The organism is Rhodococcoides kyotonense, from assembly GCF_900188125.1.
In the GTDB taxonomy this organism is placed as follows: domain Bacteria; phylum Actinomycetota; class Actinomycetes; order Mycobacteriales; family Mycobacteriaceae; genus Rhodococcoides; species Rhodococcoides kyotonense.
In genome coordinates this window covers 1-22,960 of sequence record NZ_FZOW01000023.1, presented here as the reverse complement: position 1 = coordinate 22,960, position 22,960 = coordinate 1, and the positions used below count along the sequence as shown (strand labels likewise).

General features: G+C 64.4%; 20 protein-coding genes, 1 tRNA gene and 1 pseudogene. 14 read left to right on the top strand and 8 right to left on the bottom strand.

The window, feature by feature from the left end:
• Positions 1 to 39 precede the first annotated feature (39 nt).
• The 5 genes from CHB96_RS26105 (at position 40) to CHB96_RS26085 (ending at position 5,663) form a co-directional block, all read left to right on the top strand.
• A complete protein-coding gene (locus CHB96_RS26105; protein WP_245866208.1) occupies positions 40 to 1,371 on the top strand; it encodes a PucR family transcriptional regulator in 1,332 nt (443 codons plus the stop codon).
• A 128-nt stretch (positions 1,372 to 1,499) separates the two neighbouring features.
• Positions 1,500 to 2,408 (top strand): ACP S-malonyltransferase, encoded by a 909-nt coding sequence (locus CHB96_RS26100; RefSeq protein WP_089251817.1) that lies wholly within the window; start codon positions 1,500 to 1,502, stop codon positions 2,406 to 2,408.
• Positions 2,409 to 2,551: 143 nt separating this feature from the next.
• Positions 2,552 to 2,854: a meromycolate extension acyl carrier protein AcpM gene (gene acpM / locus CHB96_RS26095; protein ID WP_075840447.1), complete on the top strand. Its 303-nt coding sequence runs from the start codon at positions 2,552 to 2,554 to the stop codon at positions 2,852 to 2,854.
• Between the two features lie 8 nt (positions 2,855 to 2,862).
• On the top strand, positions 2,863 to 4,113 hold the full coding sequence (locus CHB96_RS26090) for a KasA/KasB family beta-ketoacyl-ACP synthase (RefSeq protein WP_089251922.1): 1,251 nt from the start codon (positions 2,863 to 2,865) through the stop codon (positions 4,111 to 4,113).
• Positions 4,114 to 4,229: 116 nt separating this feature from the next.
• Entirely contained in the window at positions 4,230 to 5,663 is a 1,434-nt protein-coding gene (locus CHB96_RS26085; protein WP_089251813.1) for an acyl-CoA carboxylase subunit beta, read from the top strand.
• Positions 5,664 to 5,726: 63 nt separating this feature from the next.
• Here the strand turns inward: CHB96_RS26085 and CHB96_RS26080 are convergent, their stop codons facing one another.
• The 4 genes from CHB96_RS26080 to CHB96_RS26065 form a co-directional block, all read right to left on the bottom strand.
• Entirely contained in the window at positions 5,727 to 6,152 is a 426-nt protein-coding gene (locus tag CHB96_RS26080) for a cold-shock protein (protein WP_089251920.1), read from the bottom strand.
• 89 nt (positions 6,153 to 6,241) lie between these two features.
• Positions 6,242 to 6,754 carry a DUF3145 domain-containing protein gene (locus CHB96_RS26075; protein ID WP_089251811.1) on the bottom strand — a complete coding sequence of 171 codons (513 nt, stop codon included), beginning with the start codon at positions 6,752 to 6,754 and terminating at the stop codon, positions 6,242 to 6,244.
• Positions 6,755 to 6,897: 143 nt separating this feature from the next.
• Positions 6,898 to 7,710 (bottom strand): serine hydrolase domain-containing protein, encoded by an 813-nt coding sequence (locus CHB96_RS26070; RefSeq protein ID WP_089251809.1) that lies wholly within the window; start codon positions 7,708 to 7,710, stop codon positions 6,898 to 6,900.
• A 98-nt stretch (positions 7,711 to 7,808) separates the two neighbouring features.
• Complete coding sequence (locus CHB96_RS26065) at positions 7,809 to 8,936, bottom strand: NDMA-dependent alcohol dehydrogenase (RefSeq protein WP_089251807.1); 1,128 nt, start codon at positions 8,934 to 8,936, stop codon at positions 7,809 to 7,811.
• 148 nt (positions 8,937 to 9,084) lie between these two features.
• Here CHB96_RS26065 and CHB96_RS26060 point away from each other — a divergent pair, with 148 nt between their 5' ends.
• Positions 9,085 to 11,220, top strand: coding sequence for a molybdopterin-dependent oxidoreductase (locus CHB96_RS26060; RefSeq protein WP_089251805.1), 2,136 nt, complete (start codon positions 9,085 to 9,087; stop codon positions 11,218 to 11,220).
• A 32-nt stretch (positions 11,221 to 11,252) separates the two neighbouring features.
• Positions 11,253 to 11,329 (top strand) — tRNA-Ile (locus CHB96_RS26055).
• A 4-nt stretch (positions 11,330 to 11,333) separates the two neighbouring features.
• On the opposite strand, the gene CHB96_RS26050 is transcribed toward CHB96_RS26055, so the two are convergent.
• On the bottom strand, positions 11,334 to 11,807 hold the full coding sequence (locus CHB96_RS26050) for a universal stress protein (RefSeq protein WP_089251803.1): 474 nt from the start codon (positions 11,805 to 11,807) through the stop codon (positions 11,334 to 11,336).
• A gap of 108 nt (positions 11,808 to 11,915) precedes the next feature.
• Here CHB96_RS26050 and CHB96_RS26045 point away from each other — a divergent pair, with 108 nt between their 5' ends.
• Both CHB96_RS26045 and CHB96_RS26040 read left to right on the top strand, forming a co-directional pair.
• Complete coding sequence (locus CHB96_RS26045; protein ID WP_089251801.1) at positions 11,916 to 12,371, top strand: cupin domain-containing protein; 456 nt, start codon at positions 11,916 to 11,918, stop codon at positions 12,369 to 12,371.
• 104 nt (positions 12,372 to 12,475) lie between these two features.
• Positions 12,476 to 13,186, top strand: coding sequence for a GAF and ANTAR domain-containing protein (locus tag CHB96_RS26040; protein WP_089251918.1), 711 nt, complete (start codon positions 12,476 to 12,478; stop codon positions 13,184 to 13,186).
• A 5-nt stretch (positions 13,187 to 13,191) separates the two neighbouring features.
• Here CHB96_RS26040 and CHB96_RS26035 read toward each other — a convergent pair whose 3' ends face one another.
• Positions 13,192 to 14,676 carry an MFS transporter gene (locus CHB96_RS26035; protein ID WP_089251799.1) on the bottom strand — a complete coding sequence of 495 codons (1,485 nt, stop codon included), beginning with the start codon at positions 14,674 to 14,676 and terminating at the stop codon, positions 13,192 to 13,194.
• A complete protein-coding gene (locus CHB96_RS26030) occupies positions 14,673 to 15,269 on the bottom strand; it encodes a PadR family transcriptional regulator (protein WP_245866206.1) in 597 nt (198 codons plus the stop codon). Before CHB96_RS26030 ends, CHB96_RS26035 begins: the two co-directional genes overlap by 4 nt.
• A 254-nt stretch (positions 15,270 to 15,523) precedes the next feature.
• Between CHB96_RS26030 and CHB96_RS26025 the strand changes: the two genes are divergently transcribed.
• From CHB96_RS26025 to CHB96_RS30455, 4 genes and pseudogenes are all read left to right on the top strand, one after another.
• Positions 15,524 to 19,630: a bifunctional nitrate reductase/sulfite reductase flavoprotein subunit alpha gene (locus CHB96_RS26025; protein ID WP_089251916.1), complete on the top strand. Its 4,107-nt coding sequence runs from the start codon at positions 15,524 to 15,526 to the stop codon at positions 19,628 to 19,630.
• A gap of 54 nt (positions 19,631 to 19,684) precedes the next feature.
• A complete protein-coding gene (locus tag CHB96_RS26020; protein ID WP_089251795.1) occupies positions 19,685 to 20,521 on the top strand; it encodes an alpha/beta fold hydrolase in 837 nt (278 codons plus the stop codon).
• A 15-nt stretch (positions 20,522 to 20,536) separates the two neighbouring features.
• On the top strand, positions 20,537 to 21,094 hold the full coding sequence (locus CHB96_RS26015) for an isochorismatase family protein (protein WP_089251793.1): 558 nt from the start codon (positions 20,537 to 20,539) through the stop codon (positions 21,092 to 21,094).
• A gap of 75 nt (positions 21,095 to 21,169) precedes the next feature.
• Positions 21,170 to 21,853, top strand: a pseudogene (locus CHB96_RS30455) (TIGR03619 family F420-dependent LLM class oxidoreductase); the annotation flags it as partial.
• On the opposite strand, the gene CHB96_RS30250 reads toward CHB96_RS30455, so the two are convergent.
• Positions 21,811 to 21,990 (bottom strand): hypothetical protein, encoded by a 180-nt coding sequence (locus tag CHB96_RS30250; protein ID WP_245866204.1) that lies wholly within the window; start codon positions 21,988 to 21,990, stop codon positions 21,811 to 21,813. The pseudogene CHB96_RS30455 and the gene CHB96_RS30250 sit on opposite strands and share 43 nt — an antisense overlap.
• 116 nt (positions 21,991 to 22,106) lie before the next feature.
• Between CHB96_RS30250 and CHB96_RS26005 the strand changes: the two genes are divergently transcribed.
• Positions 22,107 to 22,775: a helix-turn-helix domain-containing protein gene (locus CHB96_RS26005; protein WP_089251791.1), complete on the top strand. Its 669-nt coding sequence runs from the start codon at positions 22,107 to 22,109 to the stop codon at positions 22,773 to 22,775.
• Positions 22,776 to 22,960 lie beyond the last annotated feature (185 nt).

Here is a 22,960-nt window from a genome sequence, read left to right as displayed (position 1 = left end):
GCGTCATCGGACACGGGTGGGCGGGCGTAGGTTTTTCTCATGGTCGACAACGAAGACCCACACCCAGTCGAGACCGACGGGTTCATCACCGACAACGAGGTACATCTGTCGGTCAAGGCGCTTGCGCCGTCGAGGCACAAGCGCGACCCGCTTCCCGACGCGTTGCTTCGGCGCGTGAAACAGTTTTCGGGGCGCCTGTCCACCGAGGCCGTCACGACGATGCAGGACCAACTTCCGTTCTTCGGAGGCCTCGACGCGGCCCAACGTGCGAGCGTCCAACTGCTGATCCAGACAGCTGTCGACAATTTTCTGGAGTGGCTGAAGAACCCGCAGAGCGACATCAGATTCAGTCTCGACGCGTTCCAGGTGATTCCGCAGGATCTCGCGAGGCGGCTGACGCTGCGTCAGACCGTCGACATGGTTCGCGTGGCGATGGAGTTCTTCGAGCAGTGGCTTCCCGCTCTGGCACGCAATGATCAGCAGCTCGTTGCGCTGACCGAAGCGGTCCTGCGGTACGGGCGCGAACTCGGGTTCGCGGCCGCGTCGGTGTACGCGAGTGCCGCGGAGTCCCGCGGCGCCTGGGACACACGGCTCGAGGCGTTGGTCGTCGACGCCGTCGTCCGGGGTGACACCGGATCGGACATGCTCTCGCGCGCCGCGACATTGAACTGGGATGCGACTGCACCGGCCACGGTGCTCGTCGGCACACCGCCGGAGAACGAGGGCGTGTCCGTGGTGGGCACCGTCCACGCCGTCGCGCAGAAGCACAACCGCGCGGCGTTGGCCGTCGTGCAGGGCACTCGGCTCGTCATGGTCGTCAGTGGTGAGTTGATGGACAGCCCGACCAACGGAGCGTTCTTGTCCGACATGCTCGAGAACTTCTCGGAGGGGCCGGTCGTCATCGGCCCGACGACGCGAACCCTCGGCGCTGCGCACTCGAGCGCGGTGGAGGCTTTTGCGGGAATGCAAGCCGTTGCCGGGTGGCGTGGGGCGCCGAGACCGGTGCATGCCGGAGAGTTGCTGCCCGAACGCGCACTCCTCGGCGACGGGGCCGCCATCGCCGCTCTGAACGACCAGGTGGTGCAGCCGCTGTCGGCGGCCGGATCGGGATTGGCGGACACTCTCGACGCGTACCTCGACTGTGGAGGGGCCGTCGAGACTTGTGCTCGTCAGCTGTTTGTTCATCCAAATACTGTCCGGTATCGCTTGAAGCGTATAGCGGAAGTCACAGGCCGAGATCCCACACAATCGCGTGATGCATATGTATTGCGAGTTGCCGCAACGGTGGGTCGACTAGCCCGAATGCATCACGAACCGCAATATCCTGCCCCACAGATCACACACGTAACATTTGGTGAAGTGGTGACGTAACGCCGAAGCGGGTTGCGGCGATGCGACCGAGCCACGTGCCGATTTGTTGGGTCCCCACAAAATGGGTGCCGAAGGTTCATCGGGAGCGACATCGGCCAAACGGGTAGCTACGGTGTTCCCTTGACGATGTGATTGCGTTGCTTGCGCCCGGTCAGGGCTCTCAGACACCCGGCATGCTCCTGCCATGGCTCGAACTCCCCGGAGCAGCCGACCGTATTGCTCTGTGGTCCAAGGCGTCGGGACTCGATCTGGCTCGCCTCGGAACCACCGCGACTGCGGAGGAAATCACCGATACCTCGGTCACGCAGCCGCTCGTCGTCGCCGCCGCACTCCTCGCATTCGAAGAGGCAGACAGCCGCGGAATTCTTCCGGCGGACGTCATCGTCGCAGGTCACTCGGTCGGTGAGCTCGCGGCCGCAGCGGTGGCAGGCGTCATCACGTCCGACGAGGCCGTCGCACTCGCCGCCGTCCGTGGCGCCGAGATGGCCAAAGCGTGCGCCCTGGAGCCCACCGGAATGTCCGCAGTTCTCGGCGGCGACGAGGCCGCTGTTCTCGCCCGTCTCGACGAACTCGGTCTCGAACCAGCCAACATCAATGCTGCAGGCCAGATAGTTGCAGCAGGGTTGCACACGGCACTGGCCGAGCTCGCCGCGAACCCGCCCGAGAAGGCTCGCGTCCGTGCACTTCCTGTCGCCGGGGCGTTCCACACCCGCTTCATGGGACCGGCGCAGGACGCAGTCGCGGCAGCAGCGGCAGCCGTCACCCCGTCCGATCCGACGCGGTCGCTGCTGTCGAATTCCGACGGCAAGCCCGTGACGTCCGGCGCGGACGCGCTCGCCAAGCTCGCCGCTCAGGTCACCAAGCCCGTGCGATGGGATCTGTGCACGGCGACCCTGAAAGAGAACAGCGTGTCCGCCGTCGTCGAGCTTCCGCCCGCCGGAACGCTCGTCGGTATCGCCAAGCGCGAGATGCGGGGCACTCCCAACCTCGGTCTCAAGACCCCCGAGGACATCGCCGCTCTCGCCGAACTGGCCTGACCGGCGCTCGACGTCCCGTCGCGCACGCGTGACGGGAGCACGACACACGTCGCCTCCGACGAGACGACACAAGCTTCGGTGCGTCGACCTCGATGCACCGACACCCGAAAAAGATCGACACCGATAAGAAGGGAGCCACAACAGTGGCCAGCCAGGAAGACCTCATCGCCGGACTTGCAGAGATCATCGAGGAGGTCACGGGTATCGAGCCCTCCGAGGTGACCATCGAGAAGTCCTTCGTGGACGACCTCGACATCGACTCGCTGTCCATGGTCGAGATCGCAGTCCAGACCGAGGACAAGTACGGCGTCAAGATCCCGGACGAGGATCTCGCCAGCCTGCGTACCGTCGGCGACGCCGTCTCGTACATCCAGAAGCTCGAAGCGGAGAACCCCGAAGCCGCTGAGGCAATCAAGGCCAAGCTCGACGACTCCGCGAGCGAGTGAGTCGGACCGTGACCAACCCATCCACCAACAACGGGCGCTTCCCGAATGTCGTCGTCACCAGCCTCGCTGCGACCACGTCCATCGCGGGCGATGTCGATGCCACGTGGAAGGGTCTGCTGAACGGCGAGAGCGGGATCGCAACGCTCGAGGACGACTTCGTCAAGGAGTTCGACCTTCCCGTTCGAATCGGCGGCCATCTCGCGGTGAACCCGGGCACACTCCTCAGCCGAGTCGAGGCTCGGCGACTGAGCTACGTGGAGCAGTTGTCCACGGTGCTCGGTCGTGAGGTGTGGAAGAACGCCGGTAGCCCCGAGGTCGACCCACTTCGTCTCGGAGTGTCGATCGGAACCGGCCTCGGTGGCGGAGATTCGCTGATCGACGCCAACGACAAGATGAAGGCAGGCGGCTACCGCAAGGTGTCGCCCCTCGCAGTTCAGATGGTCATGCCCAACGGACCGGCAGCGGTCGTCGGGCTGGAATTGAAGGCACAGGCAGGCGTCATCACGCCGGTGTCGGCATGTTCCTCGGGTTCCGAGGGCATCGCTCACGCGTGGCGGATGATCGTCATGGGCGACGCCGACATGGTCGTCACCGGTGGCGTCGAGGGGTACATCGACGCCGTGCCGATCGCGAGCTTCTCGATGATGCGCGCGATGAGCACCAGGAACGACGACCCGAAGGGCGCGTCGCGGCCGTTCGACAAGGACCGTGACGGCTTCGTGTTCGGCGAGGCAGGCGCGCTCATGATCATCGAGACCGAGGAGCACGCAAAGGCTCGCGGTGCGACGATCCATGCTCGCCTGCTCGGTGCCGGTATCACCTCGGACGGGTTCCACCTCGTGGCCCCCGATCCGGAAGGCACCGGCGCGGCTCGTGCCATGACCAGGGCAATCGAGAACGCAGGACTGCAGAAGTCCGACATCAAGCATGTGAACGCGCATGCCACGGCAACACCGATCGGTGACACCGCCGAGGCACTCGCGATCAACAAGGCCGTCGGAAATCATGCAGCGGTGTACGCACCGAAGTCGGCACTCGGACACTCGATCGGCGCCGTCGGCGCTCTCGAATCCGTGTTGACGGTGTTGTCAGTGCGCGAGGGAATCATCCCTCCCACGCTGAATTTGGAGAATCAGGATCCCGCAATCGATCTCGATGTCGTCAAGGGCGAAGCCCGCAGGACGGAGATCGACTACGCGATCAACAACTCGTTCGGATTCGGTGGGCACAACGTCGCGCTCGCCTTCGGTCGAGCGTGATCCGGTAGGGCTTTCCGCTCGATCGATCTCGCTCAGCAGGTACTCGAACCCGAGCGGGGACCACTTCGGTCCCCGCTCGGGCACCGCCCCCTCAGGGCACGCAGAAGGAGAACGCGATGACCATTCTGTCCCCCGTCACCCGATCCGGTAGTTCGACCGATCCTCGTGATCCAGTTGCACGTCTCGAAAAACTCTTCGACGCCGGGACGATGGTCCCTCTCCACGACCGTGACAAGTCCGGTCTCCTCGCCGCATCGGGCGACATCGACGGTGTGCACACCGTCGCCTACTGCTCCGACGCCACCGTCATGGGTGGCGCAATGGGTGTCGACGGGTGTGCGCACATCGTCGACGCCATCGACACCGCGATCGATCGCGGTGCGCCCATCGTCGGAATCTGGCATTCCGGTGGCGCCCGCCTCGCCGAGGGTGTCGAAGCACTTCACGCCGTCGGCCTCGTGTTCGAGGCCATGGTCCGAGCGTCCGGCCTCGTGCCGCAGATTTCCGTCGTTCTCGGTTTCGCAGCCGGTGGCGCCGCGTACGGTCCCGCATTGACCGACGTCGTCATCATGGCTCCCGAGGGACGCGTGTTCGTCACCGGTCCCGACGTCGTTCGCAGCGTCACCGGCGAGCAGGTCGACATGGCCTCGCTCGGTGGACCCGACACGCACCACAAGAAGTCCGGCGTCTGCCACATCGTCGCCGACGACGAACTCGACGCCCTGACCCGCACACGACGCCTCGTCTCGATGTTCAGCGAACAGGGCACGTTCGACATCGCCGCCGCCGAGCACGGTGACACCGATCTCCGTGCACTGCTGCCGGAGTCGAATCGTCGCGCGTACGACGTACACCCGATCATCGACGAGCTTCTCGACAACGTCGAAGGCGAGTCCACGTTCGAAGAATTCCAGGGCGGGTGGGCCCGCAGCATCGTCGTCGGGCTCGGTCGTCTGTCGGGGCGCACGGTCGGCGTCATCGCCAACAATCCGATTCGACTCGGCGGCTGCCTCAACTCCGAGAGTGCAGAGAAGGCAGCGCGCTTCGTGCGTCTGTGCGACGCGTTCGGCATTCCCCTCGTCGTCGTCGTCGACGTTCCGGGGTATCTGCCCGGTGTCAGCATGGAGTGGGAAGGCGTCGTGCGTCGCGGCGCGAAGTTGCTGCACGCGTTCGCGGAGGCCAAGGTTCCGCGCGTGACTCTGGTGACGCGCAAGATCTACGGCGGCGCGTACATCGCGATGAACGCCAGAGCCCTCGGTGCGACGGCCGTCTACGCGTGGCCGGGTTCGGAGGTCGCCGTCATGGGCGCCAAAGCTGCAGTGGGGATCTTGCACAAGAAGGCGTTGGCCGCCGCGCCCGAGTCCGAGCGCGAGGCTCTGCACGATCGTCTGACCGTCGAGCACGAGACCATCGCCGGTGGTGTCGACCGTGCTGTCGCGATCGGCGTCGTCGACGAAGTGATCGATCCCGCCCGTACGCGGTCGATCGTCGCTCGAGCCCTTGCCGCTGCACCCGCTCTGCGCGGAAACCACAAGAACATTCCGCTCTGAGCCTCAGCTCGACGATAGGACTGTGCCCCGGTGATCACACCGGGGCACAGGCATGTTCGAAGGTCAGTCCTCGACCCAACGATGAACACGCGCAATTCGAGTGACGGTGTCTCGGACGTCCAGGACCTGTTCGGCAGTGAGGCCGGGGTGCGCCCGCAGGAGCCCCTCGGTCAATTCGGCGGTGAACTCCGGCAACGTCAACACGTCGCACACGACGTCGTCGTAGTGCGTCTCGGCAGCAGGTACGACAGCGGGGACCGCCGCCCGGGTGACGGGTTTGGGCGCGTCCACGATGCGAACCCGCCCTGCCTTCGGCCCTCGGTCCCCCTCTTCGGCGACATATTCGACGCGAACGCCCGGCGCCAGCAGTCTTTTGTCGAAGGTCAGGTCGTTGACATGGATGAAGACGTCCTCACCGCCGGAGTCAGGGGCGACGAAACCGTATCCCTTGAACTCGTCGAAGCGAACGACCTTGCCGGTCGACAACATCAAGCACCACCCCGTTCACACGCACCGCAACCACACCTCGACACGGTGAGAATGTTACCGATGCGGCGGCGCTGCGACAGGAATCTCGGTCAGCCGGCTGTACGGCTGAGCCAGGTGACTTCGGTTCCGCCACCGCCCGTCCGGTAGGGCTCGAGGGCGTCGTCCCATGCGCTGCCGAGTGCGTGTTCGATTTCGGCAGCGAGGTTGCCGGAGTTGCCCTCGATCATGGCCTTCAAGCGCATCTCCCCCAGGATGACATCGCCGTTGGCGCTGGTCGATCCGCGCCACAGACCGAGGCCAGGGACGTGTGCGAAGCGTTCGCCGTCGACGCCGTCGCTGGCGTCCTCCGTCACCTCGAAGCGAAGCATCTGCCACGCGCGAAGCACTCCCGCGAGCTTGGCGCCCGTTCCGACGGGCCCCACCCAGTTGGTGGTGGCACGCAGCTGTCCGTCCGACGCGGGCTGGGACGACCATCCGAGGTTCGCACGAGAGTTCAGTGCATCGGACAGCGCCCATTCCACATGCGGGCACACAGCAGCAGGCGACGCGTGGATGTAGACCACACCCGACGTCGCGTCCGCGAATTGGTTCAACGCGCGCATTCCACAACACCTCCAGCTTCGACGAGGGACGTCTTCCCCAACGACCTCGACACGAGCTACAGATGTTCCGAAAGAACACGTACGTGCACTAGTGTGCCCGCTGTTACCCCTGTTGCGCTAGTGCATTCTCGTTTTCATGCGTGTCACCTGCGGTTGTTCTGCAGAATCTCGTCCGACAACTCGGGCCAGAGGGGCTTCGCCCACTCACCGAAGGCGAGGTCGGTGAGGACAACTGCGGCCAGGTTCGCGTCGGGATCGACCCACAGGAACGTCCCCGACTGACCGAAGTGACCGAACGTCCGGGGCGAGTTCGCGGCACCGGTCCAGTGGGGAGATTTCGAGTCACGAAGCTCGAATCCGAGGCCCCAGTCGTTGGGCTTCTGCGACCCGTATCCCGGCAGCACGCCGGACAACCCGTCGAATTGCACGGTGCGCGCCTGCGCCAGCATGTCGGGAGAGACCAGTTGCGGCGCCAGAAGCTCGGCAGCGAACGCCGACAGGTCACGGACGGACGAGTGCGCACCGTGTCCCGCCGACCCCGTCAGCGTCGAACTGGTCATGCCCAGCGGCTGAAAGACAGCCTCGTCCAGATAGTTCGCGAACGGGATGCCGGATTCGGTCGCGATCTTCTCGGCGAGCACCTCGAACCCTGCACTAGAATAGATGCGACGGGTACCAGGCTCGGCCTGGACCTTGTGCTCTCCGAACGCGAGGCCCGACGTGTGCGCAAGCAGATGTCGAACCGTCGACCCTTCCGGCCCTGCAGGCTGATCGAGTTCGACGGCCTCTTCTTCGAGTGCCACGAGCGCCGCGTAGGCGACGAGCAGTTTGGTCACCGACGCGAGTTCGAAGACGCGCTCGACATCGCCGTACTCGTCGGTCACCCCGGCAACGGACACCACCCGAGCTGCTGCGTTGTCGACGGGCCACCCGGCTATCAAATCCAGACTGTGCACGGCGACAACCCTAGTGGGGGGTGCCCCGCCCGCTTGAATGGACCACGCACGCCATCAGATCGTATGAATGTCACATTCAAGCGGTGGGACCCGCGGCATCACCGATCCGAATCCGTGTACTCGATGACCCCGCGGATGTTCTTGCCGTCGAGCATGTCCTGGTAGCCGGAGTTGATGTCGTCGAGCGTGTAGGTGTTGGTGATCATGCCGTCGAGGTCGAGCTGCCCGCTCTTGTACATCGACAGCAGCAGCGGAATGTCGTGACGCGGGTTGCCACCGCCGAAGATCGCACCCTGAAGGTCTTTCTGGAGCAACGTGAACAGGAACAGGTTCAGCTTGACGTCCATGTCCTCCATTCGGCCCATTCCGGTGACGACGCATCGGCCCGCCTTGGCCGTGAGCAGCAGCGCCGCTTCGATGTCCTCCCCCTTGATCTCACCGACGGTGATGATGGTCTTTTCCGCCATCCGGCCTTCGGTGAGTTCCATCAACGGCATCAATGCTTCTGCAGCACTGGAGAATACGTGGGTGGCACCGAACTTGAGCGCTTGATCTCGCTTGAACGCAACAGGATCGATGGCCACCACCTTCGAGGCACCGGATCGCACCGCCCCTTGAAGCGCACTGATACCGACTCCCCCGACGCCGATGATCGCGACGGTCTCCCCCGGCGTCACCTTCGCCACGTTGACGGCCGAACCCCACCCCGTCGGCACGCCACATCCGAGCAGACAGGCGACGTCGAACGGGATGTCGTCGTCGATCTTGATCGCGGACGTCTCGTGCACGGTCATGTACGGCGAAAACGTACCGAGCAGGCACATCGGAATGACGTCCTGTCCGCGTGCCTGGATTCGAAATGTGCCGTCGCTGATGGCCATTCCGCTCAGCAGTCCCATCCCTAGATCGCACAGATTCTGATGTCCGCTCACACACGCCGGACAGTGACCACACGACGGGATGAACGACAGAACGACGTGGTCACCCTCCTTCAGCGTCTTCACCTCGGGCCCGACCTTGGTGACGACACCCGAGCCCTCGTGCCCACCCATGACCGGGAACGACGGCATGGGCGTCGCGCCGGTGACGATGTGATGATCGGAGTGGCACATCCCAGCCGCTTCCATTCGGATCTGCACTTCACCGGCGACGGGGTCGCCGATCTCGATCTCCTCGACGGACCACGGCTCGTTCAGACCCCACAGCACAGCGCCCTTGGTTTTCATGTCCCACTCGCCTTTCGCCCGCCGATTCGACCCGCCCGTCGGGCCGGTTTTCACGTCCGACGATAGCCCAGAATTGGAACACGTTCTAGATGATTTCGGAACAGAGAACTGCGCGCAGCTACGCTCGTCAGGAGACGAAGGGGTGCCGATGACGAAGAAGTACGGATCCTGCAATCTGTGCGAAGCGGTGTGCGGGCTCGAGTTCACGGTCGAGAACAACGCCGTCACGTCGATCCGCGGCGACAAGCAGGATCCGCTGTCCCGTGGGCACATCTGTCCCAAGGCCCTGTCCCTGATCGATCTGCACGAAGACCCCGACCGACTCGTCAAGCCGGTACGACGCACACGCGACGGGTGGCAGGAGATCGAATGGGATCTCGCGTACGACCTCGTCGTCGACGGCCTCGTCTCGACGCGCAAGCAGTACGGCGCCAATGCCGTCGGCGTCTATCAGGGCAATCCCAGCGTCCACAGCCTCGGATCCATGACGCATGGCATTCCGTTCACGTCGATGCTCCGCACCCGTAACCGGTACTCGGCGACCTCGCTCGATCAGTTGCCGCATCAGCTGGTGAACCACCTCCTGTACGGCCATCAACTTGCCCTGCCGATCCCGGACATCGACCGCACCGACTTCTTTCTCGTGCTCGGCGGAAATCCGATGGCGTCGAACGGCTCGATGATGACGGTGCCGGATTTCGCCAACAGGGTACGGGCTCTGCAGTCGCGTGGCGGCACACTCGCCGTCGTCGATCCGCGTCGCACCGAAACGGCCGATGTCGCCGACGTGCACCACTTCATCCGTCCGGGAACCGACGCCCTGCTTCTGCTGTCGTTGATCAACGTCGTGATCGCATCGGGTCGCACCAGGGTCGCGGACTACGTGGACGGCGTCGACGAGGTGACGCGTCTGGTCCAGGACTTCACGCCGTCGGCCGTCGCCGACGTCGTCGGCATCTCTGCCGAGGAGATCGTCACGCTCGGAACGCGCTTCGCGTCTGCAGAAGCTGCAGTTGCCTACGGCAGGATGGGTGTGTCGACCCAGCGGTTCGGCACCGTCTGCCAGTGGGCCATCCAAGTGTTGAACATTCTGACCGGCAACCTCGACCGCGTCGGCGGAGCGTTGCTGTCCGATCCGGCCATCGATCTGATCGACAGATCGATCGTCGGCCGCGGCCATTTCGACAAGTGGCGCAGCCGAGTTCGCGATCTGCCGGAGTTCGCAGGCGAATTCCCGTGCTCGACGCTCGTCGACGAGATGACGACGCCAGGCGACGGCCGTATCCGCGCGATGGCCGTGCTGTCGGGCAACCCGGCGCTGTCGGTGCCCGGCGGGACAAAGCTCGACGACGCGTTCGCCGGTCTCGATTTCATGGTGTCGTTCGACTTCTACATCAACGAGACCTCGCGGCACGCGAATGTGATTCTGCCGCCGACGATGTCGCTCGAACGCGATCACTACGACCTCGTATTCCAGGCGTTCGGCGTCCGCAACACGGCCAAGTTCTCACCCGCCGTCGTCGCGAAAAAGCCCGGCGCCAAGGCAGAGTGGGAGATCTACCGCGATCTGGCGATTCGCTATCAGGCCGCGTTGTCGGATTCTCGGCTCGACCGCGTGCGCCGACGCCTCACACCGACATCGTTGACGACCGAAGCGCGACTTCGGCTTTCGCCGCGTCGCACCGTCGACCTTCTGTTGCGCAGTGCACGTAAGGGCCTGTCGGTGTCCACGCTGTCGAAGTCACCGCACGGCACCGATCTCGGACCTCTCCGTCCGGGACTACCGGGCAAGTTGCATACGCGAGACAAGCGGGTCCATCTCGTGCACGACGTCGTCGTCGCCGAACTGCCTGCGCTGCACGACGTCATGCACCACGCGGCCGTGACCACCGGTGAAGAGCTGCTGATGATCGGCCGACGCCACCTGCGCAGCAACAATTCGTGGATGCACAACGCACCTCGCCTCACGAAGGGCAGGCCGCGGCACCAACTCCTGGCACATCCCGACGACCTCGCGTCCCGCGGTATCGACGACGGTTCCGTCGTGTCGGTGACGTCCGCAGCCGGAACGGTCCGCATCGAAGTGCTGGCGAGCGACCGTATGATGCCGGGTGTCGTCAGCATGCCGCACGGATTCGGCCACCAGAGGCAGGGCGTCGAACTGTCGGTGGCCACCACGGTCGCCGGGCCGAGCGCCAACGACGTCACGGATCCGCAGCATGTGGATGCGGTGAGTGCCAACGCGATCCTCAACGGTGTCCCCGTGACGATCTCGCCGACATGACCGTAGTAGCATTCTGACCCGTTGTGCGAGATGGGGCGGTAGCTCAGTCGGTTAGAGCCGTGGACTCATAATCCATTGGTCGCGGGTTCGAGCCCCGCCCGCCCCACCATCCGTCATGGAACCACCGTCACCGGCCACCGCCCGGCCTTGACGAGTCGCACCGCAACGGACCCGAACATGCGGTGCCCTGCATGCTCCGACGCGCCGACCACGATGGCGTCGGCACGCAGTTCCTCGGCGACCGCGACGAGCCCGTTGTACGGATCCCCCTGCGCCGTACGGAATTCCCATCGAATCGACTCGGCGTGGCGGGTTTCCTTCTCGATGTACGCGAGGAGTTCGGCTGCGATTTCCTCACCGGTCTCGACGAGTGAGATACCGGCCTGGCCCCAGGCCGCGGTGGCGATGGGCTGGACGTAGACGAGAACGAGAAGCGATCCCTGCCGTCGGGCAAGTCCTGCCGCGTATGCCGCGGCACGCCAGGCGGAGTCGGAGCCGTCGACACCGGCGAGAATCACTTTCGGACCGTCGACGCCGTACTCGAACACGTGCGCATCGAACCCATGGGTTTCCGGCGTCTGTTCCACGCCCTGCAGGTTACTCAGCGAATATCGGGCATCGCCGTTACCCACCCCGAATCAGGGTGCGGGCCCTACTCTGAGTGAGCTGCACCCCCTCCGACGAGAGCTGACGCCATGCCGAAGTATCTCCGCCCGATCGTCGTCGCAGTCTCACTTCTGTCCGCTGCCGCATTCTCGCCTGCCGTTGCGAGCGCAACTCCGTCGTCCGGGGTGACTGCCGAGACGCTTGTGCACGTGTCGTTCCCGCTTCTGCCCGGCAGTGCCGAGATCGCGGGAACGGACTTCACGGCGAGGAAGATCACCATCGCGCCGGGCGGAACCACCGGTTGGCACTTCCACGACGGTCCGGTCTATGCCTTCGTCGAGTCCGGCGTGCTGACGCGGGCTCTGCACGATTGCACGCGTGTGAGCACTCCAGCCGGGCAGTTCGTCGCCGAGGAGGTCGGCGGGGACCACGTCCATGAGGGGATCAATACGGGCGACGTTCCGGTGGTTCTGTACGCGGCCTACATCGAACCGCCGGGCACACCGTTCGCCGAGGATGCCCCAGCTCCGCCCTGCGCACGCTGATCGGGATTTCAGCCGCCCGCCTACCAGTGGGTATCGTGGCCGCGAGGGACGGCTGCGCGATGATGCGCGCGGTGACCTGGATCGACAGTGCTCAGGAGGACAACATGCCGGACGAGAAGTCCCCTGCGGATCCATCGACGGTGTTCGCGGCGTTGGCCGACATCGTCTACCGGGGTTCGAGTGCCGACGAGGTCTACTCGGCCATCTGCGTTGCCGCCACGTTGCTCGTTCCCGGGTGTGACCATGCGAGCCTCATGCTGGTGCGACGCGGCCAGCCGATCACCGTCGCCGCGTCCGATCAGGTCGCTCGCACTGTCGACGACATCGAACGCGCCACCGGCGAGGGGCCCTGCCTCGATGCCCTCGAGAACGAGGTGGCTCAGATCGAGCCCGATTTCCTGACCCCGACGGCGTGGCCGAAGCTGGGCCGTGGAGTCGTCACTCGCACTCCGGTTCGGGGCGCAATGGGCTTCCGGCTGATATTGGACGGCAAGAAGGTCGGTGCGCTCAACTTGTTCTCCGACGTTCCGAACCGCTTCGACGCGCAGTCTGCCGACGACGCGATAGTGCTGACGGCATTCGCGTCGGTCACGGTGTCGGCCATCGTCAACGGCCAGGAGGCGGAGACGCTGCGTCTGGGCCTCGAGAGCAACCGCGAGATCGGCAAGGCCATCGGCCTGCTGATGGCGACGCACAACGTCACCGACGACGTCGCATTCGACATGCTGCGTACGACGTCGCAGGACATGAACATCAAGATCGCGGCGCTCGCCCAGTCCGTGGTGGCGGCTCACACGCGCGATCTCGGCGCCTGATACTTCTACTCGGTCCTGGCCGGAGCTCTGGCCCCGTCCACGCGCTTCGGCAGCGCGAACACCAGAAGCAGCGCCAGCACACCGAACGCGGCGCTGACGCCCATCGCGACGGACGCGGCGTGCATGAACCCGCTCGCGACGGTGTCCGGACCGGTGATGTTCAGTGATCCGAACAGCACGCTGCCGATCACCGCGATGCCGACTGCACTACCGATGCGCTGCATCGTCGAGATGACGCCGCTGGCCGCACCCGCGTCCTGACGATCGACGGTCGCAACGATGAACTGCGCGTTCGGTGCGATGAATGCGCCGTTGCCGAGCCCACCGATGAGCAAGGGCGGCAACAGCATCCAGTTCGTCAAGTCCGACGGGTCCGTGGTGGCAAGCAGGATCCAGATCCAGATCAGGCCGATGGCCACGAACGACGTCCCGAGCAGCAAGACAGTGCGCCCGAGGCGCTGGGTCAGCTTGTTGCTCTGCGACGACGCGATGATGCTACCGATCGCGAAGGGAAGCATCACAGCGCCCGACGACAATGCGGAATTGCCGAGGCCCGACTGCCACAGCAATGACAAGGTGAAGAAGATACTGGTGAACGACGCGAAATAGACGAGGGCGAGGATCGTGCCACCGGTGAATGCAGGGTGAGTGAACAGTTTCGGAGGGACCAGCGGGTTGTGACCGCGCCGGGTGTAGAACACTTCCCACGCACCGAACGCGGCTATGAGCAGCACGCCTGCGACCAACGAGATGTACGTCCAGGTCGGCCAGCCCTGATCCTGTCCCTCGATCAACGGAACGAGCAGTGCAACGAGCCCGGCGGTGACGAGAAGCAATCCGACCCAGTCGATGCCGCTCTGGACGGGCTGCTCGGACTCGGAGCGTTTCGGTAGAAGCATCGCTGCGGCAACGAGTCCGACGATGCCGATGGGAAGGTTGACCCAGAAGACACCTCGCCATCCGTTCTCGTTTCCGAACACCTCGATGATGAGCCCGCCGGTAATCGGTCCGAGTGCCGTCGACACACCGATGACGGCGCCCATGATCGCGAATGCCTTGCCGCGCACGGGACCCGGGAACAGCAGCTGGATGAACGCCGTGACGGCGGGAACGAAGATGCCGCCCGCCAGCCCCTGCACGATGCGCGCGATCACCAGCTGTAGGTCGTCCTGAGCCAGTCCACACGCGAAGCTCGCGACCGTGAACAATGCGAGACCGGCGAAGAACACCCACTTGTGGCCGATCCGATCGCCGACCTTGCCTGCGGGGATCAGCGCGAGACCGAAGGCAAGCGCGTACCCGGAGATGATCCACGACAAGGTGGCTTCCGACGCATCGAGACTGGTTTCGATCGTCGGCAGGGCGACGTTGACGATGGTCGTGTCGAGCAACGCCATGAACATTCCGAGCAGCAGGACGACGAGCGCCTGCCATGCCCGGCGTGGGACTTCCACCGAGGGCGCGCCGGCCCGGGAATTGGTTTCGGTCATGTCGTGAAGCCGTCCTTGCTGTTCGGTAGAGGGGGAAGTACACGGGTGCGTTCGTCGGCGACGATGTCCGACAGCGCGTCGACCAAGTTCTCGTGCCAGTCGATCTCCGCGCGTAGGCGCGTCTCACGATGCGAGAGCGCGTAGCGCTCGGCGAGCGACAGATACGGCCCGGCTCGCGCGTTCGCGGCTTCGGCGTCGAGCAGGTGCTGTTTCAACGTCTGCACTCGCGCGGCGATGACGTCGGGCAGCACGTCGAGACGCGTCGGGTCCAGCCTGGTCAGAGCCAAGTCGAACGGATCGGGCTTCAGCGAGAAGTGGTCGAGGGCCTCGCTGCGCAGCTGGGCGAGCGCCTCACGCCCGCTGTCGGTGATTCCGTACACCTGTCGAGCTGGGAAGTTTCCCGCCTGCTCGATCCGGATATCCGCGATGAGTCCTTCGGCATGCAACCGCTTCAGTGCGCCGTAGAGACCGCCGACGGAGATGTCGGTCCAGAGATGGATGCGCTCTTCCTCGGCCAACAGCCTCAACTGATGTCCGTGCATGTCGCCTCGCTGAGCGAGCGAGCCGAGGATGAACAGACGAATGGAAGACACGCGACTACTCTTGCACGAGTACTCGTATGCGTCAACGTCGCTCGAGTCGCTCACCAGTACAGATGTCCGTTTTGTCCCACCCACGCGACACCCACCCCGCCGCCTTCGGGCCCCGCCGTCACGCAAATGCATATGCATTTGCGCAGGCGTTGGGCCGACATCACCGCGCACCGCACGCGACGGTGAGGACAACGTCACGCGGGCCTAACGGATGTGTCATCGACGCGAATCGTCGACTCCGCATCGTGGACGACGTGGCAACAGGAGCAGTCGGCATCGACGTGGACACCGTCAAGACGGTGTGCGCCTACTGCGGCGTCGGGTGCGGAATCACGCTGCAGATACAGCGCCCCGAAGGCGGCGAACCTCCGACGGTGAAGAAGTCGATCGGTGACACGTCCCACCCCGCGAACTTCGGCCGCCTCTGCACCAAGGGCGCGACGACGTCGGACATGCTGGCCGCGCCCGGCCGCCTCACAGCCGCACGGGTGCGTGCCCGTCGCGGAGACGACCCGGTGGACGCCGATGTCGTCGACACGATCAAGCAGACTGCACGGACGCTACGAGCGTTGATCGACGAACACGGACCCGACACGTTCGCGTTGTACGTGTCCGGGCAGATGTCGATCGAAGCCCAGTACCTGTCGAACAAGCTCGTGAAGGGCTTCATCGGCACCAATCAGATCGAGTCCAACTCACGGTTGTGCATGGCGAGCGCAGGCACCGGCTACAAGCAGTCGCTCGGTTCCGACGGTCCGCCCGGGTCGTACGAGGACTTCGACCACGCCGACGTCTTCTTCGTCAGCGGCGCCAACATGGCCGACTGCCACCCCATTCTCTTTCTGCGGATGATGGACCGCGTCAAGCAGGGCGCGAAGTTGATCGTGGTCGACCCTCGCCGGAATGCCACCGCCGACAAAGCCGATCTGCATCTCCCCATCTCCCCCGGCACCGACCTGGACCTACTGAACGGGCTCCTGCACCTCATTGTCCAAGCGGGACATACCGATCCGGACTTCATCGCCCAGTTCACCGACGGCTGGGACGGCATGGAGGATTTCCTCGCCGAATACACACCATCGGTCGTCAGCGAACGAACCGGGATACCCGAGCAGGATCTGCGAACGGCCGCACGATGGATCGGCGAGGCCGGAAACTGGATGAGCTGCTGGACCATGGGCCTCAACCAGTCGACGCACGGAACCTGGAACACCAACGCGATCGTCAATCTTCACCTCGCGACCGGAGCGATCTGCCGAACCGGCAGTGGCCCGTTCTCGCTCACCGGCCAGCCGAATGCCATGGGCGGCCGCGAGATGGGCTACATGGGTCCGGGCCTGCCCGGTCAACGAAGCGTGCTGGTCGACGACGACCGGGCATTCGTCGAGCAGCAATGGAATCTCCCCGCCGGGACGCTGCGCACCGACGTCGGCGGCGGCACGATCGACATGTTCTCCAAGATGGCCGACGGTGACATCAAGGCATGCTGGATCATCTGCACCAATCCGGTTGCGTCCGTGGCGAATCGAAAGACCGTCATCGCGGGGCTCGAGAAGGCCGAACTCGTCGTCACACAGGATGCATTCGACGACACCGAGACCGGAGGGTATGCCGACGTCGTCCTGCCTGCGTCGCTGTGGACCGAATCCGAGGGCGTGATGGTCAACTCCGAGCGCAACATGACCCTCTTTCGCAAGGCGACCGATGCACCCGGCCAAGCGATGCCCGACTGGCAGATCATCGCCATGATGGCGACGGAACTCGGATATGCCGACGCGTTCGACTACGCCAGCGCCGAAGAAGTATTCGAGGAGATCAAACTCTTCTCGAACCCCAAGACGGGCTACGACCTGCGCGGAGTCACGTACGAGAGACTGGCCGAGAGGCCGCTGCAGTGGCCCTGCCCTCCCGACGACGACAATGACCGTCACCCGATTCGCTACCTCAACGACGGTGTCAGCCAGACGCTGCGGACACTCGACGACGGCAGCTCGCCACGGCTGTCGTTTCCCACTCCGTCAGGTCGGGCGCAGTTCTTCGCCCGGCCGTCGATGGCACCTGCGGAGATGCCCGACGACGACTACCCGTTCCTCCTCAATACCGGTCGCCTGCAACATCAATGGCACACGATGACGAAGACGGGAAAGGTCGCGAAGCTGAACAAGCTGAATCCCGATCCTTTCGTGGAGATTCATTCCCTCGATGCCGAGCGTCTCGGATGCGTGACCGGGGATCGGATAGAGGTGGCGTCGCGGCGTGGCCGAGCCGTACTGCCGGTCACCGTCAGCGACCGGGTCAGACCTGGTGATTGTTTCGCGCCGTTCCATTGGAACGATTCGTTCGGCGAGTACCTCTCCATCAACGCGGTGACGAACGACGCCATCGACCCGTACTCGCAGCAACCGGAATTCAAGGTGTGCGCGGTAACTCTCACCAAAGTTGCTGCCGCGCCGCAGCCGTCGACCGACCGGGCACCGCAGATCGCAGGGGGAACCATGTCGCCGATCGACGCGCTCGAGCACATCGTCGGACCTTGTTCGGGACCGACCATGCCTCTACCCGTCGTCGAACAGCGCTATGTCGCAGGACTTCTCGCCGGCATCCGCGCCGGAAGCACCGATTCCGGAGCTCCCACTCTGCCGTCGACCACTCCCCTGTCCCCCGAGACACACGCGTGGCTGAGTGGCCTGCTCGACGGCCTGTACTCGCGAACCGATTCCGCACCGGCACCAGGGCAGGCGCTGCCCGACGCCATCCCCGTGCTGTTGCTGTGGGCGTCGCAGACCGGCAATGCCGAGGACTTCGCGTCGTCGTGCACCACGGCCCTACGCTCGGCCGGCCACACGGTGAAAAGCCAAGCGATGGAAGACTTCTCGGTGTCCGATCTGACCACCTACCGCGAGGTCCTGCTCATCAGCAGTACGACCGGCGACGGTGAAGCCCCGGACAACGGAACATCGTTTCTCGACGCACTGTCCGGCGACGACGCACCGGAGCTGACCGAAATCCGTTTCGCTGTTCTCGGTTTCGGCGATTCGAACTACGACGACTTCTGCGGTAACGGCCGTAGGCTCGAGAGTCGATTCGTCGATCTCGGCGCCGAGCGCCTCGTCGGCCGCGTCGATTGCGAACCGGACTACGAGGAAGCGGCCTCGGTGTGGCTCGAACGAGTGCTCGCGAAGCTCGGCGCGAAGGACGAGCCGACTGCTCTCCCCGTTCCGGCGACAGCGAACAAGGTTGCGACGTATGGGAAGAAGTCGCCACTGCCGACTGCGTTGATCCGGAACACGCAGCTCAGCGCTCCAGGATCGGCGAAAGACGTGCGTCAGTTCGGTTTCCACCTCCCCGCGGGGACACTGAGCTACGAGGCAGGGGATGCGCTCGGGGTGTGGCCACGCAACAGCGACGCACTGGTCGACGAATGGCTCGGTCTGACGAAATTGGACGGCGATACGGTCGTCGACCTCGCCGGATACGATTCGATGCCGCTGCGAAGCGCGCTGCGAGAGCGTCTCGAGATCGCAAAAGCGACGCCGGCGCTGCTGAAATTCGTGCACACGCGAACCAAGGACGCAGATCTCGAGCGAATGCTGCTGCCCGAGAACAAAAGTGCGTTGTCCGACTGGATGTGGGGACGTCAGTCCGTCGACGTCCTCTCCCACCTTCCTGTTCGTGCCGACCTCGACGAATGGCTCGGGGTGTTGAGTCCTCTTCAGCCGCGGCTGTATTCGATATCGTCCAGCCCCAAGACCGACCCCGACGAGGTTCAGTTGACGGTGTCGACAGTGCGCTACAACGTGCACGGCGTGCCGCGCCGCGGCGTGTGTTCGACCTACCTCGCAGATCACGCCGAGAGTGACGACGTGGGAATCTTCGTGCAGAAGACGACACACTTCAAGCCACCGGAGGATCCGACAGCGCCGATGATCATGGTGGGGCCGGGCACCGGCGTCGCACCGTTTCGCGCGTTTCTGCACGAGCGGCGGGCACTCGGGCACACGGGGCCCAATTGGTTGTTCTTCGGTGAACAGCACGCCGCGACCGACTTCTACTACCGCGACGAACTGACGGCCATGCGCGACGACGGCCTGCTCACCCGGCTCGACCTGGCCTTCTCACGCGATCAGAGCAGCAAGATCTACGTGCAGGATCGGATGTCGGAGCACGGGGCAGAGCTGTGGCGGTGGCTTCAGCAGGGTGCGAACTTCTACGTGTGTGGCGACGCGTCGCGTATGGCGAAGGACGTCGACGGCGCACTGAAGGGAATCGTCGCTCAACACGGAAAACTGGCACCCACCAGCGCCGACGCGTACGTCAAGGCGCTGTCTGCCGAGAAGCGATACGTACGCGACGTCTACTGAGTCCGGGCGCGCTATCGTCGACAGTGGCCGCGTAGTTCCGTCACTGGAGGCGTCATGCCCGAGGTCGAGTTGAGTGCAGGCGTCATCGAGTACGTCGACACCGGAGGTTCGGGACCGGTGCTGGTGTTCTTGCACGGGTTGACGATGAACGGCACCGTCTGGGATCACGTCGTGTCGTCGATGCCCGCCGAGTATCGATGCATCATGCCGACGTTACCGCTGGGCGGACACCGACTTCCGATGAACATCGACGCCGATCTGTCTCTGCTCGGTCTCGGACTGCTCGTCGGCGAGTTCCTCGAACGTCTGGATCTGCACGACGTGACGCTCGTTCAGAACGACTGGGGTGGAGTGCAGATTCTGATCGCGAACGGATCTGCTGAGCGCATCGGACGGCTGGTGATCACATCGTGCGAGGCGTTCGAGAACTACCCTCCCGGCTTGCCCGGTGCCGTCATCGGAGCAGCGATGCGGGTACCCGGTGGCCTGCGCGCGCTGCTGTTCGGTCTGAAGTTCACGCCGATTCGTCGCGCACCCGGCTCGTGGGGTTGGATGAGCCTGCGGCCCGTCCCGAAACCCGTCATGGACGCGTGGTTCGCTCCGGCCACGCACAACCGGCTCATTCGGCGCGATCTCCGAAAGTACGGATTGTCCATTCCCGACGACGCCACCCTCCTGCGCTGGACGGACGCGTGTCGTGGTTTCGAGCGGCCGGTCCTCGTCGTATGGGGTCACGACGACAAGATCATGCCGATCGAGCACGGCCGCAGACTGTCTCGGCTCTTCCCGGATGCGTCGCTCGTCGAACTGCACGACACGTACACCTTGATCCCGATCGACCAGCCCGAGCGATTGGCAGCTGAGATCGACGCCTTCGTCGCGCGTGACTGAGTAAGGTTTTCCGACATGACCACGTTGCCCGACCGACCGCAGACAGCCCTCGTCGTCGTCGACGTGCAGAAGGACGTGATGGCCGCGTCGGTCGAGTCCGATGTCGTCGTAGCCCGGATCGCAGAGTTGGTGGACAAGGCGCGTGCCGCGAACACACCCGTCGTGTGGGTGCAGCACTCGGACGACGGTCTGATCGAGGGCTCCGCCGGGTGGGAGTACGTTCCCGAACTCGTCCGTCTGCAGTCGGAACCGTTGATACACAAGAAATTCGGTGATTCTTTCGAAGACACCGACCTCGAGACCGTCTTGGCCGAGCTGGAAGTCGGCCTCCTGATCGTGGCAGGTGCGCAGACGGACTTCTGTATCAGGAGCACACTGCACGGCGCCCTGGCCAGGGGGTACGACGCCATCCTCGTCAGCGACGCACACACCACGGAGGACCTCTCCGAGTGGGGCGCTCCATCGCCCGCATCGGTGATCTCGCACACCAATCTGTACTGGAGCAACCAGAAGGCACCGGGACGGACCGCAGGTACTGTTCTCGCCGACGACGTACAGTTCGCGCGCCTTTAAGCCGACTCCAACCGAACTGTAAGAGCCTCCGCGCATCGTCTCGGTGACGACATTCACCACCGAGAAAGGCTCATCATGGATATCGGCATCTGCCTGCCACAACTCGGCGCACAGTCCGACGGCCGTAGTGTCGCCGAATTCGCCTCTACTGCAGAGGCACTCGGATACCGATCGTTGTGGGTCGGAGACCGGGTGCTCACTCCCCTTCATCCGTCCGATCTGTATCCGCTCGGCGGGACGCCGGACAATCCGTACCCTCCCGAATTCACTGCGGCGCTCGATCCCCTGCTGACGTTGACGGCAGCTGCTGTCGCCACGACGACCGTTCGACTCGGAACGAGCACCGTGAACGCGACGTGGCACAGCCCGTTGCTTCTCGCGCGTGCTGTGACGAGTCTGGACGCAATGTCGAACGGCCGCGTGACGCTGGGCCTGGGGCTTGGATGGATGCGCGACGAGTATCACGCCGTCGGAGTTCCGTGGACTGGAAAGTCCGCGCGACTGGACGAGACACTCGATGTGCTGCATGCGATGTGGACGCAGAACCCCGTCGAGCACCACGGGGCGTTGTTCGATGTTCCGCTGTCCGCTGTGGTTCTGCGGCCGACGCAGCCGGGTGGGCCGCCCGTGATGCTCGCCGGCTTCTCGGAGGCGTCGATGCGCCGTATCGGGCGTCGGGCTGCAGGGTGGGTCAATTCTTCCGACATGCCTACCGACTACGCCGCGTACTTGTGGTCGGTCGCGAGACGCGCCGCCGAGGACGCCGGCCGTGACCCAGACGCCCTGCGCCGCGAGACTCGCATCAACGTCTCTTCCGGCCAGGGGCCGACGACCTCGCCGAGTTGGTGGACACGCTGTCGGTCGACGGTGTCGACGGTGCATTCTTCGATCTGCACTACTCGACCCGGTCAGTCGACGAGGCAACAGATCTCGCGACGAGTCTCGCAATTCGCCTCGGACTGGGGAGTGAGGTCGCGTCTACTGCCAGTGGACGCTGAGATAGGATCGACCGATGACCTCCACGGACTCGCCCGACACACACCGGGACACCGGGGACCCCGCTCCCGTCGAGCGCGAGGTCCCCGGCGACACCCCGACCGGGCCGGATCTCGAGAAAGTGATCGCGAAACAGGTACGCGCACTGCGTCGTTCGACAGGATTGTCCGTCGGCGACATGGCCGTGAAGGTCGGCATCTCGAAAGCCATGCTGTCGAAGATCGAGAACGCCCAGACCTCTTGCAGCCTGAACACGCTCGCTCGTCTCGCGGCGGGCCTCGATGTGCCGGTCACGTCGTTGTTCCGCGGTGCCGACTCGGCTCGCGAGGCGGTGTACACCGAGGCAGGGCACGGCGCCGTCATCGTCGGCCGCGGAACACGAGTGGGTCATCACTACGAACTGCTCGGAGCGCTGCGCGGACAACACAAACGCCTCGAACCAGTGCTGGTGACGCTGACCGACTCGAGTGAAGTGTTTCCACTGTTTCAACACGCGGGCACCGAGATCATCTACATGCTCGAAGGTGTCATGGTCTACGGTCACGGCGAGTCGGAATACACTCTGCGCCCGGGCGATTCACTCCTCCTCGACGGCGAAGGGCTTCACGGTCCGCATGATCTCGTGAGGCTTCCCATCAAGTTCCTCGCGATTACCGCCTACCCGGATCATCACGAAGAAGGCTGAACGGTCGCGGCGCCGACCCCGGGTGACCGAATGACGCCCTCGCACACTCAGAGTGACCGAATGTCACCCTCGCTCCGAAACCCCCACCGCCCCCGGGTGACCGAATGACGCCCTCGCACACTCAGAGTGACCGAATGTCACCCTCGCTCCGAAACCCCCACCGCCCCCGGGTGACCGAATGACGC

Excerpts from the sequence above, each read along its gene's own strand:
- CHB96_RS26105 (WP_245866208.1), top strand. The coding sequence starts at position 40 with ATGGTCGACAACGAAGACCCACACCCAGTCGAGACCGACGGGTTCATC.
- CHB96_RS26085 (WP_089251813.1), top strand. The coding sequence starts at position 4,230 with ATGACCATTCTGTCCCCCGTCACCCGATCCGGTAGTTCGACCGATCCT.
- CHB96_RS26080 (WP_089251920.1), bottom strand. The coding sequence starts at position 6,152 with ATGTTGTCGACCGGCAAGGTCGTTCGCTTCGACGAGTTCAAGGGATAC.
- CHB96_RS26075 (WP_089251811.1), bottom strand. The coding sequence starts at position 6,754 with ATGCGCGCGTTGAACCAATTCGCGGACGCGACGTCGGGTGTGGTCTAC.
- CHB96_RS26065 (WP_089251807.1), bottom strand. The coding sequence starts at position 8,936 with ATGAAAACCAAGGGCGCTGTGCTGTGGGGTCTGAACGAGCCGTGGTCC.
- CHB96_RS26060 (WP_089251805.1), top strand. The coding sequence starts at position 9,085 with ATGACGAAGAAGTACGGATCCTGCAATCTGTGCGAAGCGGTGTGCGGG.
- CHB96_RS26045 (WP_089251801.1), top strand. The coding sequence starts at position 11,916 with ATGCCGAAGTATCTCCGCCCGATCGTCGTCGCAGTCTCACTTCTGTCC.
- CHB96_RS26040 (WP_089251918.1), top strand. The coding sequence starts at position 12,476 with ATGCCGGACGAGAAGTCCCCTGCGGATCCATCGACGGTGTTCGCGGCG.
- CHB96_RS26035 (WP_089251799.1), bottom strand. The coding sequence starts at position 14,676 with ATGACCGAAACCAATTCCCGGGCCGGCGCGCCCTCGGTGGAAGTCCCA.
- CHB96_RS26020 (WP_089251795.1), top strand. The coding sequence starts at position 19,685 with ATGCCCGAGGTCGAGTTGAGTGCAGGCGTCATCGAGTACGTCGACACC.
- CHB96_RS26015 (WP_089251793.1), top strand. The coding sequence starts at position 20,537 with ATGACCACGTTGCCCGACCGACCGCAGACAGCCCTCGTCGTCGTCGAC.
- CHB96_RS26005 (WP_089251791.1), top strand. The coding sequence starts at position 22,107 with ATGACCTCCACGGACTCGCCCGACACACACCGGGACACCGGGGACCCC.